Origin of the sequence: Treponema zioleckii (genome assembly GCF_014737315.1) — a bacterium.
Classification (GTDB): domain Bacteria; phylum Spirochaetota; class Spirochaetia; order Treponematales; family Treponemataceae; genus Treponema_D; species Treponema_D zioleckii.
The window spans coordinates 1-12531 of the sequence record NZ_JPUF01000010.1; the positions used below are offsets into that span (position 1 = coordinate 1).

The window sequence follows — 12531 nt, forward strand, 5'->3', positions numbered from 1 at the left end:
TTTCCATTTGGAGCGGGGCTTGGAGACGCTGACGCTGCACCATTTTCCGGCATCGGGGAAGGCTCCTCTGAATCCGATTTCTTTTTCTTAGAAAAATCTGGTTCCGCATAGGAATTCCCAAAATGATAGATGTCGTCATCGCCATAAACAGTGTACCCAGATGATGATGGTTGGTCATAGTCACAACTTTTACATAATAATGTAACACAAAGCCCTATAATTATAGGAATAACTGGTATCGCAAACTCGCCCGTCGGGTCCACATACCTTACCGGGTTGTTCCCCGCGTAGTGATAACAATTGAGATTGATTGGACTGACAGCCCGCAAATCTCAACGGATTTCAGGTACTTTCGTGCCTTAAATTCCCCTTTTTGGCTCCAGAAAGACAAAATCGGCTCAGGTTTTAAAATCCTCCATCAAGAATTTTATCGGCGGAAAACTTCCGTCCGCGAAAAATTCTAAAACCACTCGTCAGAAAATTCGAGCGGTTTTAGAACGGCAAAAACTACGCTATATGTAGCGTAATCCTTAATTTTCCCCGAAAAAGGCGCTTTTTGTGGCGGGCTTTCCGGGGAAAAGTGGATTTTTTTGTTCTTCCTACAAATCGCGATTTGTTGGGGGGAAGAAGCGTTGGTACTATTTTTTCATCCAAAAGTTTTTGCAATTCCGAGACAGGAATCAACCAAGTTCACTCAGAATTCTTTTATTGAAACAGACTGAGTGAACTTACTAAACAAAATCGATTGCCTCCTCTTAACTATAAATCTTATAAAGTCTGCAAATATTTTATTGCCATATATTCATAAAGATATTGAAGGAAATCGGTTTTATAATAAACTTTCGTTTGCAGGTCTTGCATTGCTTGGAAATTCAAAATACGGAATTTTTGCGTTGTATTGTTTTCATCTGTCGTAATATATACAGTGTATATACCTTCGGACGGAAGTGACTTCGGAACTAACAGAGGACTAAGTTTCGGGCAACCATTTTTTTTACCCCAACCAGTCAATGAGTCTCTAAAAATCACAAAAGGATAAGCAGCAGGCTCTTTCTCACTGTCATAAATGACAATGTTTTTACCTTCGTTTCCTCTTTGATTTAGTTCAACTTTTATTGATTTAATTTCGTTTGAGAAACAGAATGTACATGACAGCAATAAAGAAAAAAATACGATTATCCGTTTGTTAATCACAAAACGCCTCCTTAAAAAAATTATTAAGATTATTCCATGCATTTTCAAACTTATCCTTCCAAACACAAGCTCTAATATCATATAAATAATCTGGCAAACTTTTCTCTTGTCGATCAAATATACCAATTGTGTTAAAGGATATAGTTTCGAGAGTATCAGTAGTTCCTTTCCAGCCAACCACATCAACGTTTCCTCCAAAAGCCTTTTCCCACGATTCTTCAAAGTTCCCCTGATGGCAATTTTCAAATATTACAAGCTTAAGATTTTTACTAAGTTTACTTTTGTCAATATCACTTGGTGAAAAATCCAAATTATCTGAAGTGCAAATGCTACCATTCTTACGGCCATGGCCGCTTGTAATTACGGCATAACATTCAGGATCTTGAACGGCTTGTACTATATCATTTCGGGTTCCACGAATTATCATTTTTGCACTAACACCAGACAAAATTGAACCCGTAAAATTTCCAAATTGGGACCATATTTCCGACAGCAACATTTTGTCGTTATCTTCGCCAAATGTAAAAATGAAATAGACATTTTCCCTTCCATCCGGGTCGGTATACCTCACCGGGTTGTTCCCCGCGTAGTGGTAACAATTGAGATTGATTGGAGTGACAGCCCACGAATCTCAATGGATTTCAGGCATTTTCACGCCAAAAATCCGCTTTTAGGCTCCATAAAGACAAAAATCAGCTCAGGATTTTAACTCCTCCATAAAAAATTTTATCGGCGGAAAACTTCCGTCCTCGAAAAATTCTAAAACCACTCGTCAGTTGATTCGAGCGGTTTTAGAACGGTAAAAACTACGCTATATGTAGCGCAATCCTTAAATTTCCCCGGAAAAGGCGCTTTTTGTGGTGGGCTTTCCGGGGGAAAGTGGATTTTTTGGTATTCCTACAAATCGCGATTTGGGGGGAGAAGAGACTACAGTTTCGACGATGACAATATTATTCATAAAAAGGAATATCCTTTTTTATATTCTCTGGAAGAGGTTTTCCAAAAAAAGAATAATTCAATCTATCTATTACTCCTGACTCCATCCATGCAGCTGCTAATTCCAAACCAAAACATTGTTCTCGGTCAACCTTAGTAAACACTGCATTATTTACATTTTTGAAAATAAAAAAATCAGTTCCGCCTGCTGGATTATTATATTTATAGAAAATTGTTTTTCTTTTTTCCGCAAGTTCCTTATTACAAATAATTTTCCATTTATCACTTTTTAAGCAATCTCGGTCAAGCCAGATTCTAAAGACCTCGTCCTTTTCAATCACTTCATTTATATCGTCATCTTCAGAATCTGAATAATAATTGAAAAAAGCCACATCATCTGCTTCCAAAATTTGACAATAACAATGAAATTTTTCATCAAAATCAAATCTGTATATATCGCCAACTTTCTTTCTTCTCGCCATTTTTTTACTCCTGAACTTTTCCAAATCCTGTATAAGGTGCAATATTACCAAAAGCTTTATTTGATGCTTCATGATATGCTGGTCCCAGTGGATTAAATTTGCTTACACCCCTGATTGCATTACCAGATGTACCTTTGTGACCATTTATCGTATCAGACTGCGCACCGCCATTTTTATCTATAAGCTGCTGCTCCCGGCCTCTTATCGCAAGTCTGCCTTGTTCTCCATAGGCAAATTTATCAATCTGCACATTCTTAAATCCTTGCTTTGCCATATGATGATCTTTATGCCGTTTCGCTAAAACTTCAGAAGGAGTTCCATATCCACTAGCTCGTCCTGAATATACAACCCCTTCATCATTGGTCATTGTGTATGTCAGATAAAGTTTTGTCTCTTGCTTTGCTTTAACAGCAGTTTTTACCGCAGCCCCGGCGCCTACTACTGCAGAAGCCTTTAAAACTGTTTGAGGAAGTTGGATATTTCCACCGTAGGCCCCTCCGCAAATGCCACCAAAACAAGTTGCACTACCTGTGTATCCAAACCCCATATCGGAAGAAAATCTTGAATAAGCAAATACGTTAGCTTCAGCCCTTCCATCCGGGTCGGTATACCGCACCGGGTTGTTCCCCGCGTAGTGGTAACAATTGAGATTGATGTGATTAAACACACCGCCCATGCCCGGCAATTTGGAATTATGCTGTTTTGCCTCGTCATTTGTAGGCGCAACAGGGATGTGATCTCCCAAAGCAGGGTCTGTGCTAATCCACATGCGTTTTTTATACTAAATTACAATTCTTAAATGAGTATTAACAGTATAAAACTTGGTTGATTCAATTCTGCAGAACTTAACTGGATTGGCACCGATTTGCGCAGATTCCGAATCAAGTTCGGAATGACAGTACCGCTAAGGAGAGTTTGTCTAAAAAATTGCGTCATGCCGAATTTATTTCGGCATCTATACTGCACATTTTGTATGAAGGACTTCGAAGCAGGTTTGGAATGCCAACGGTCACACACGACTGGCTAGGATGGTCACACATTCCTAGCCAGGATGGTCACACATTCCTAGCCAGGATGGTCACACAAACCTGGCCAGTATGGTCACACAAACCTAGCCGGGATGGTCTCACAAACCTAGCAAGGACGGTCACACAAGCCTAGCTAGGATGGTCTCACCTGACTGTCTAGAACGGTCGTACAAATCTTGTCGGTCAGGCTGAACTCGATTCAGCATCCACGTTTGCCGAGCAAAGTCCCGCACATCGCGCTAAAAGAGTTGGTGATTTTTCATCAAGTCTTTTTTTATGCCGTTTTGATTTTTGGGCTTTTTGGAGAAATAAAAAAAATCAAAAAATTTTATTTATTTTGAAAAAATCTATTGACACTTTTATTCAAAGAGAATAGTATATCTATCGTTCGCTAGCGACTAGTAAACAACAAAATAAAATCTGATCCCTTAGCTCAGTCGGTAGAGCAACGGACTGTTAATCCGTGTGTCGCTGGTTCAAGCCCAGCAGGGGTCGAAAGTTAAGCCATCCAATCGGATGGCTTTTTTATTTCCCTTTTACTGTTTTACAAATACAGACCTTTACATATTCGGTTCAATTTTTTGGGAAAAATTAGACCAAAAATCTAGGGCGGACGCCCTAGATTTTTACAAGGCAAGTTGTTAAAAAAATCGACATTCGACCTGTTAGCTGAGGTATTAAATGCTGGTGCGCAACAAGGCTGATTCGGTGGCGACAAAATCAACTTTTATGTCGTGGGAGTCGGTCGGAATGCTTTGAACGATTTGGCAGTCGAAACAAAGACCGCATAAAGTGAGTTTTTTTGCGATTATTGTCGGAATGTAGCGGTCATAAAATCCCTTGCCTTTGCCGAGTCTTTCGCCGTTTTTGGTAAAGCCGAGACCTGGAATTACGGCGAAGACGTTTTTTTCTGAAAGATTTTCCGGCTCAATTTTTTTGAGCGTGGTGAGCGGCTCCAAAATATTGTAAGAGCCGATTTCTGTTTGGGCGTGGAGCGGAACATCATTTTTTAGGACGAAAAAATCCATTAGGGAAGTGCCGGGGCGAATTCTTGGGACTGCGAGAATTTTATTTTGCTTGCGGGCCTCTTCAATGATTTTGGAGCAGCTTATTTCGTTTCCGGCCTGCAAGAAAGCTAGCACGATGTGAGATTCAGAAAAACTTTTAAGGTTTATAATTCGCTCGTTTGCGGCAAGTGAATTTTCTGTTGGTGCGCCAAAGGAAAAAAGATTTTTTAGGGCGAGCCTGTTTTTTTTTCGCAGAGCGTTTTTTTCTTCGATAACATTCAAACAAAAATCATTTTCCATAAAATTTTACTCCCCAATTTTTTTATTTCCTATTTTCGTGAATCTGCTGAATAAATTCGGATTGGCGGAATCTTTTCGAGCCAAGCCTGCGCGATTACGAAATAATCGTCCTGCAGAGCTTTGTCTATGGCTTCGTACTGGTCAAGATAGAGTTTTGGGTTTTTAAGCTCGCATCCTTTTTGAATCAACTTTACGGTGCCGAGCGCAGACTGAACGTCCGAAAGATTGTTCAGAATCCAAAGATTTTCCATCCGTTCGACAAGTTCGGCTTTTTGAAGGTCGCGGGCTTCTTCATCTTTTTGCGCGACGAGTTTTCGTAAATCCTCGGTCAGTTCGCTCACCGCGTCTTTGTATGCTTTGTCAACGGAATTTGTGCGCTCCACGTTCAAAATCGAAATCCGTGCGAAAGGCAAATCTTTTTCCGGCGGATAAATTTTTACGCTGATTTCTGGATTTTGCTTTTTCGCCTTTTTTGCGATTCTCTCGGAAAGCTCGTAGAGAAGGGCATTGAACAGTGCCGAATCCGTGGAAGAAATTTCTGGCGACGGAAGAACGTACAGAACCGGGTCTAGGAATTTTGTGGTCGGAATGAGAATTTGAGGGCGCGGACCTGCGTCTTCGGCCGCAACGTCAGTCAAAAATAGGTGCGTGAGCTGAATCCGCTTGGTTTTTGCGGAAAAATCCGGCTCCGGAATATTCGCTGGCTTTGCCGCAGTTTCTTCGTGCGTTTCAAGAATCCCGAATGCGTTGTTCAAGATTTCTTTTAGCTCGGAATCCTTTTTTATTCCGCCCGCAAGCGCAATCGAAAATCTTGAAGAATCGAGGTAGAGCGGGTAAACTTCGGAAATTTTGTAAAAATCCATTTTTGAAGGCTTGTCGTTTTTGTCATCAAAAAGCATCGGATAATTTGATTTGCTGTAAATTTGTTTTATCGCTGCGCTCAGAAGCTGAAATTCGCTAGTTCCTTTTTTGAGTCGCCACTGCGTTCGTTCGTCGTAAGTGATTCCGTCTGCAAGGACTGGAGTTATGTCTCCGTAAACGAAGGCGCCCGAAGTTGCATTTATGATTTGAACGAATTCCTCGGCGGCGCAAGTAACGTTTATGTATGCGCTTGAGCTGCCTGTTTTTGCCGAAACGTCGTATTGGCCCTTTATAAATCCGTTCATGTAGAGCAGGTCGATTTGATTTCTGATGTTCACCGCGATTGCGTCGATTAAGACGGTGGCAAGACCGATGTATTCTGGGGCAAACATGTAGTCTCCGCCCTGAATCGAGATTGTGAAAGAAACCGTTTTTGCGGATTTTGTGCGTTTTGCCACGACTGGAATTCCGTTTTTGAGCGTGAATGTTGAGAATGCCTTGCGGTTTTCTTCTATAAATTTGCTCGCCGATTTTGAAATTTCTTTTCCAAAATCAATTGCCTCGATTTTTTCCTGCGAAGGCTGATTGATTTTTTCTTTTAGAAGATTCTGGTAGAAATCCTGCCTGTACCAGGCTCCGTTTTTTGATGTTACGGCTTCGTAACCAGCCTTTTTAAAATTCTTGGCGTATTTGTTGTATGTTCTGCTGTTGACGATTACAAAAACGTAAGGCTCGCTTGAAGCAAGTTTTTTCGCGAGCGAGTCCGCCGAAAGTTTTGCAAGGTCGCTTTCCCGCGAAAAAAACGAAGATTCGTCGTTTTGCGTGGTGAGCCAGAGCGAAAGTTCTTCCATAAATTCTTTTGAATCGTCGCTTTTTTTTGTTCGCTCTGATTTTATTTTTGAGAGTTCAAAATCAAGATAAAATTGGCTCAAAAGATTCTGCGCGTTGATTTTTTTTAAGAAAAGCTCGCTTTGCTCGGCAGGATTCATTTTTGTTTTTTCTAGGAGTGACTGAAAAATCAGGCGCGATGAGCCTTTTTTTTGCGCGCTTGCCACGTTTGCGTATTCGGCTCCGCGAATCGCGAGGTTTTTCTCGCTGATTAAAGACTCTTTGAACGCGGAAAAATCTTCGTCCAGCGTTGCGGCAAGAATATCGCACTCGTTCCGTGAAAAATCAGTGTATTCAACGACAATTTGCGTGATTTCGTCGCTAAAATCCGTGTCGTGAAGAACGAATTTTTTTGCGGACTTTGTATTTTTGTATTTTTTAAGAGCGTTTCGATTTTTTTTGTAGAGAAAGTTTTCTTCGTCAGATTCTTGTGCATTTGGCAGCGAACCGAAATATTTTTGGGCTAGTTTTTCTGCCGCAGATGCTGAAATGTTTCCGCTCACCAACAAAATCGAATTCCTTGCGGTAAAAAAGTTTTTTTCGATTTGCAAAAGTATCGTCCTTGTTGCGGCAACTGAACGTGCGGCAAAAATTTCTGGCGAGATTCCGCTGTCGCTTTTCCACGGAGTTGTCGGTGACATTTTTGCTTCGATTGCGGAATTTATGAATCCTCCGACGCTCGAAGAATATTCTTTTAATTCCTCGTTCATTTTTTTTGTTTCTGCCCTGATTTTTGCGTCACTCGGATTGAGCGGGCTGAGCGCTTTTGAAAGTTCGAGAAATGCTTTTTCGCTGTCGGTGGGAGCCACTGTTTTTACGAGTCGGATTGTGTCCGAACCGATTTCGAGATTTTTGAGTCGGGCGTAAAGCGTAAAAAGTCCCTGATTCTTTTCGTTTTGAGAGCTGATTCCAGTTCTGATTAAAAGTTCCGTGCGAACCGTTGCGCTGGAATTGTCTTCCAGAAAGTACATTACGAGTCCGTTTTCGAATGTGAATTTTTTTATGTCTTCGTTCGAGAATGCGAATATTTTTGCGGCAATAAAAATTGATGCCATTAAAAGAAGAAATTTTTTCATACAAGGATTATAGGATTTATTCGTAAATTTTTAAATAATTCTGTGGGGCTGTTTTTATGGATATGTTGACTTGTCGTTTTTATGTGATTAGTGTAGTATACATTATATAAGGGACGTTTGCGATTTGTGGCGGCTTGCCTCCGATTTCTCATGGATGAAGGAGGCTGTCTATGACAAAATATGAGAAAGCTATGCTAGTCATTGCTGTTATCACTTTAGTTATAGAACTGCTCTCTTTCCTGTTCAAATAGGTTTAAGAGCAAAAAATAGCCCGCCTTGCAAGCTACCAACTTCGGTGGGCAATTAAAATTAACTCTACGGAGGCGGTCGCTCATTCGCGAACGTCCCTGTTTTATATATTACGCTACTTGCCTTTGTTTGTCAATTTTTTGAAATTCGGAATTCAAGAAGTGGAACTTTGCTAAATTGACAAAAAAATCTGTAAGTCTTAGGATTTCTACAAAAATCAAAAAAACGGGATGAATTATGAAAAAGGGCTTTACGATTTTGTATCCTGAATTTGAGGGACTTTACATCAATTTGACTAACAGGTGCCCGTGTGCGTGCACTTTTTGCATTCGTAACAGCGAAAGGGCTGAGTTTGACAACGTTGACACTCTTTGGCTTGAACGAGAGCCAACCGCTCAGGAAGTTATTGCGGCCTTAAAAGAGGAGTCTAAAAAGCCAGAGTTTGCGGATTACAAAGAAATAGTTTTTTGCGGTTACGGCGAACCGACCGAGCGTCTTGATGTTCTTCTTGAAGTTGCGGCGTTTATAAAAAAAGAGCTAAAAAAGCCCACAAGATTGAACACTAACGGCCTTGGCGATTTGGTGAATCAAAAATCGATAGCTCCGCTCTTGGCAGGAAAACTTGACGTAGTTTCAATCAGCTTGAATTCGAGCGACCCCGATATTTACGAAAAGACCGTTCGCCCAAAATTCGGAAAAAAATCTCATGCCGCTCTTATAAAATTCGCCAGCGACTGCACGAAATTTGTTCCGCGAGTCGTTCTCTCCACCGTTGCGACCACGATTTCTGCCGAGGACGAAAAAAAATGCACAGAAATCTGCCACAAAATCGGTGCCGAACACAGAATCCGCGAGTTTGAAATAATCGAAAAATCCTAACCTTTTCTCGGCTTATAGTATTTTCATCTGCTTTCGGCTATAATTTCTAGGCAAAAAGCAGGGGCTTCCCCTTTTTACTTGGAGAAAATTATGTCGCGAGAAAAAATCGTTGTTCTTGACTTTGGCTCTCAGTACGCACATCTTATTGCAAAAAGATTCCGTGCGCTGGGATATTATTCAGAGATTGCGTTGCCTTCCGCGGAGCTTTCCGTTTTTGAGAATGCTAAGGGCGTGATTATGAGCGGCGGACCTAGCTCTGTTTATGAAGAGAACGTCCCTGAATTCAATGAGAAAATTCTTGACTTGGAGATTCCTGTTTTGGGCTTGTGCTACGGACATCAGCTCATGGCAAAAACTTACGGCGGAAACGTTGGCAAAGCCGAGGTTGGGGAATTCGGAATCGCACATTTGACGCAGACCGACGCAGGAAAGTCGTCTCCGCTTTTTAAGGGCATCTCGCCGGAGACTCAGGTTTGGATGAGCCATCAGGACGGAGTTCTTTCTTTGGGCGAGGGATTTGAAGTAATCGGAACTACGAAAGACTGTCCTTTTGCGGCCGTGCAGAATCTTTCAAAAAAGCGGTTCAGCTTGCAGTGCCACTGTGAAGTTAAAGACACGCCGGAGGGAAACAAGATTTTTGAGAATTTCGCGCAAATCTGCGGAATGAAGAAAAACTGGGACGAAGACACCGTTTTGAACGTAATTCTTGAGAATATCAAAAAGGACGCCGGCGACAAGAACGTTCTCTTGTTTTTGAGCGGCGGAGTTGATTCTACAGTTGCGTTCGCACTTTTGAACAAAGCTCTCGGACAGGAGCGCGTGCTCGGCCTTCACATTGACAACGGATTTATGCGAAAGAACGAGTCTCAGAACGTTGCAAAGGCTTATCACGACCACGGATTCAATAATTTTATTGTTGAGGATGCCAGCGAGAGTTTTCTTGCGGCGATTCGCGGACTTACCGACCCGCAGAAAAAACGTATGGCGGTTGGCGAGAACTTTATTGCCGTTCGAGACGCTGTTGTAAAAGCACAGAATCTTGATGAATCAAAATGGATGCTCGCTCAGGGAACTTTGTACCCGGACATCATCGAGTCGGGCGGAACGAAAAACTCAAAGACAATCAAAACGCATCACAACCGCGTTGACGGAATTCAAAAACTTATTGCAGCCGGAATGATTATCGAGCCGCTTAAGGACCTTTACAAAGACGAGGTTCGCTCAATCGGAAAGAAAATCGGGCTTGCAGACGAGCTTGTTATGCGTCATCCTTTCCCAGGACCGGGGCTTTCAATCAACGTTCTTTGCAGCGACGGAAACTTCTCCGAAAAAGACAAAGAAGAGTTTGAAAAGGCTCAGAAAGAGCTTGACGGAGTTCAAATCACTCAGTTCTGTCCAAAATGCACTGCCGGCATGAAGCGTTCGGTTCTTCCTGTTCGTTCTGTTGGCGTTCAGGGGGATTTTAGAACGTACAGATTCCCGGCTTGCCTTACTTTTGCGGATGAGGGCGACGGTTTCTTCCATTATCCAGAGAAACGTGAGAAGGTTGAGTCTGCTTCTTCTAGCATTACGAACAGTGCGACTTACCTTAACCGCACGGTAATCAAGTTGTACCAAAAGCCAGCTTTGAAGGACGAGGATTTTAAATTGCAGGAAGGATATTGCGACAAAGCTCGTCTTGACCAGCTCCGGGAAGTTGATAACATCGTTTTGACGGAACTTCACAAAAACGGATTGTACCACGAGATTTTCCAGCATCTTACGATTGATTTGCCTTATGCGGCTCAAAAAGATCACGCAAGCTTCGTGCTTCGTCCAGTAATCAGCGAGGATGTAATGACAGCGCGTTTTGCTTGGTTCGAAAAGAGTGTGATTACAGAGATTGCAAGAAAAATTTCTGAATTGCCTTTCGTTGACGCATTGTTCATCGACGCGACCAACAAACCGCCTGCAACTTTTGGCTGGGAGTAGGCGCGGAAGAGTTTACTTTGAGATTTTAAGTTTACTTTGCCGCGCTCCGCAAGTTTTCGTTAGAAAACTTGCGGGTGAGCCCGTCTAAAAACTTCGTCATGCCGAATTTATTTCGGCATCTCGTCTATAATATTACAGCACAGTTCTCAGCCTTCATGCCAGAAAACTCAAAATTCAGCCTGATAATTATTAATTTTCTATACGTCCAGGTTTTCTTTTGCCACAAATTCGTATTTCTGAATGCCAAAAAGATTTTTGCACAAGCCCTTAACGTATTCAAAACCGCCGTTGTAGTAGATTTTGCCGCCGGCTGTGGTTACGTAAGTGATTTTTTTTGCTTTGCACAAGCCTACGGCTTCGTTCTGCTCGTTGTAATAAAAAGTAAGCCCCGAGACAGAGACGTTTTCAAAATAAATCTTTAAAATCGCAGGAAAAGACATGTCCCAGAACGGGGTGGCGATTACGATTTCTTCGGCTTTTGCAAACTGTTTTGCGTACTTAAAAATTTCGTTTGAGTAATTGCCTTTTGAAACTAGCTCGCTCCTAAAATCAAGACTTTCCCGTTTTAGCGGCAAGATTTCTTCTTTTTCAAGATTCACTTCCTCAATTTCGTCCTGCGGAAACTTCGCCAAAATCGGGCGAGCCAATTCAAGCGTCCGTGAGTTTTTCCTGACGCAAGCATTCACAAAAAGAATCATATAAAAATCCTCCAGTCAAATTTTCCAATGCCAGTAATTTACTTCTGAATTCCGCATAATTTCCATTCTCCGCTTTCCGAATCCTTGAGTTCGTGCGGCTTAAAATGGGCTTTGTAGCTCATCTCTTTGCAGTCTGCTATCCAGTAGCCAAGATAATAAAAATCAAGGCAGTTTTTCGCGCAATAAAAAATCTCCTGCAGAATCGAAAAAGTTCCAAGACTCCGCTTCATAATTTCTTCATCTGTATCGTAAAAAAAATAATTTGCCGAAAGCGAAGTTTTTCCTTCGTCAAGAACGCTTGTTCCCACGAGTTTTCCGTCAAGAAAATAGTCCATGTTGAACGTTCCGCAAAAAATCGGTGAGTCCAATCGTTTTCCATCTATAGACATAAGTCCGTTCATCATCAAAAGTTCTTCTTCAACTTCCCTGAGCGTTTTTTCTTTGTTCGGCTCGTGCCTTTTGTCATATTTTTGAAGCAGGCGAATTTTTTCTGATGAATAAAAATCGTTTGGATTTTTAGTGATTTTTATTTCGATGTCCTGATTCTTTTTTAGCACGGCTTTCTGACTTTTTGACGGAATGAAATCTTCCGGGCGCACCCTGATTCCTACGCACTTTTTGCAGTTCGGGCAGGTTTCGCGGTAAATTATGTCGGCATTCCGCCTGTAACTTTCGCTCAGTAAAAAATCAAAAGCTACTTTTTGCGGTTCTGCCACATTTCCCACGATATGCAACGATTCGTCGGGGGCCGGAAACAAAAAAATATCAGCTTCGGAGGTTTTTCCCTCAAAATATCCGCAAGGCGACTTGTATAAATTCATAACTATCCCCAAAACTTAAAATTAAGTGAAAAAAAATCTGAAAGTATTTGTTTTATATTAATTCATAGTTTATAATAAGTCGATGTCAAATTTTTACGTTGATGGCATCGTGATAAAATAAAAATCTGCAAGATTCATTTT

The 12531-nt window shown here is 41.5% G+C and carries 9 protein-coding genes, 1 tRNA gene and 1 pseudogene; 3 read left to right on the forward strand and 8 right to left on the reverse strand.

All coding sequences use genetic code 11. The features are described from left to right. Positions 1 to 768: 768 nt before the first annotated feature. From JI65_RS03980 to JI65_RS17740, 4 genes and pseudogenes are all read right to left on the reverse strand, one after another. Positions 769 to 1194, reverse strand: a complete 426-nt coding sequence (locus JI65_RS03980) for a hypothetical protein (RefSeq protein WP_191014090.1) — start codon at positions 1192 to 1194, stop codon at positions 769 to 771. Continuing rightward, positions 1187 to 1765 carry a hypothetical protein gene (locus tag JI65_RS03985; protein WP_191014091.1) on the reverse strand — a complete coding sequence of 193 codons (579 nt, stop codon included), beginning with the start codon at positions 1763 to 1765 and terminating at the stop codon, positions 1187 to 1189. Before JI65_RS03985 ends, JI65_RS03980 begins: the two co-directional genes overlap by 8 nt. A gap of 379 nt (positions 1766 to 2144) precedes the next feature. Beyond that, a complete protein-coding gene (locus JI65_RS03990; RefSeq protein WP_191014092.1) occupies positions 2145 to 2612 on the reverse strand; it encodes an Imm26 family immunity protein in 468 nt (155 codons plus the stop codon). 589 nt (positions 2613 to 3201) lie between these two features. Continuing rightward, positions 3202 to 3390, reverse strand: a pseudogene (locus JI65_RS17740) (RHS repeat domain-containing protein); the annotation flags it as partial. Positions 3391 to 4062: 672 nt separating this feature from the next. Here JI65_RS17740 and JI65_RS04000 point away from each other — a divergent pair. Beyond that, positions 4063 to 4135: transfer RNA gene (locus tag JI65_RS04000), tRNA-Asn, on the forward strand. A gap of 182 nt (positions 4136 to 4317) precedes the next feature. Here the strand turns inward: JI65_RS04000 and JI65_RS04005 are convergent. Continuing rightward, entirely contained in the window at positions 4318 to 4947 is a 630-nt protein-coding gene (locus JI65_RS04005) for a 5-formyltetrahydrofolate cyclo-ligase (RefSeq protein WP_191014093.1), read from the reverse strand. Between the two features lie 29 nt (positions 4948 to 4976). Beyond that, positions 4977 to 7772, reverse strand: coding sequence for an insulinase family protein (locus JI65_RS04010; protein ID WP_191014094.1), 2796 nt, complete (start codon positions 7770 to 7772; stop codon positions 4977 to 4979). A gap of 486 nt (positions 7773 to 8258) precedes the next feature. Here JI65_RS04010 and JI65_RS04015 point away from each other — a divergent pair, with 486 nt between their 5' ends. Both JI65_RS04015 and guaA read left to right on the forward strand, forming a co-directional pair. Then, positions 8259 to 8900, forward strand: coding sequence for a TatD family nuclease-associated radical SAM protein (locus JI65_RS04015; RefSeq protein ID WP_191014095.1), 642 nt, complete (start codon positions 8259 to 8261; stop codon positions 8898 to 8900). A gap of 90 nt (positions 8901 to 8990) precedes the next feature. Beyond that, on the forward strand, positions 8991 to 10871 hold the full coding sequence (guaA, locus tag JI65_RS04020; protein WP_191014096.1) for a glutamine-hydrolyzing GMP synthase: 1881 nt from the start codon (positions 8991 to 8993) through the stop codon (positions 10869 to 10871). A 197-nt stretch (positions 10872 to 11068) separates the two neighbouring features. On the opposite strand, the gene JI65_RS04025 is transcribed toward guaA, so the two are convergent. Then, the gene (locus JI65_RS04025; protein WP_191014097.1) at positions 11069 to 11569 is read right to left on the reverse strand and encodes an NAD(P)H-dependent oxidoreductase; all 501 of its coding nucleotides are present in this window, start codon (positions 11567 to 11569) and stop codon (positions 11069 to 11071) included. 38 nt (positions 11570 to 11607) lie between these two features. Then, a complete protein-coding gene (locus JI65_RS04030) occupies positions 11608 to 12390 on the reverse strand; it encodes an arginyltransferase (protein ID WP_191014098.1) in 783 nt (260 codons plus the stop codon). Between the last annotated feature and the right edge of the window lie 141 nt (positions 12391 to 12531).

Bases quoted from the DNA above. Each gene is read 5' to 3' on its own strand.
- JI65_RS03990 (WP_191014092.1), bottom strand. From the start codon at position 2,612: ATGGCGAGAAGAAAGAAAGTTGGCGATATATACAGATTTGATTTTGAT.
- JI65_RS04005 (WP_191014093.1), bottom strand. From the start codon at position 4,947: ATGGAAAATGATTTTTGTTTGAATGTTATCGAAGAAAAAAACGCTCTG.
- JI65_RS04010 (WP_191014094.1), bottom strand. From the start codon at position 7,772: ATGAAAAAATTTCTTCTTTTAATGGCATCAATTTTTATTGCCGCAAAA.
- JI65_RS04015 (WP_191014095.1), top strand. From the start codon at position 8,259: ATGAAAAAGGGCTTTACGATTTTGTATCCTGAATTTGAGGGACTTTAC.
- guaA (WP_191014096.1), top strand. From the start codon at position 8,991: ATGTCGCGAGAAAAAATCGTTGTTCTTGACTTTGGCTCTCAGTACGCA.
- JI65_RS04025 (WP_191014097.1), bottom strand. From the start codon at position 11,569: ATGATTCTTTTTGTGAATGCTTGCGTCAGGAAAAACTCACGGACGCTT.
- JI65_RS04030 (WP_191014098.1), bottom strand. From the start codon at position 12,390: ATGAATTTATACAAGTCGCCTTGCGGATATTTTGAGGGAAAAACCTCC.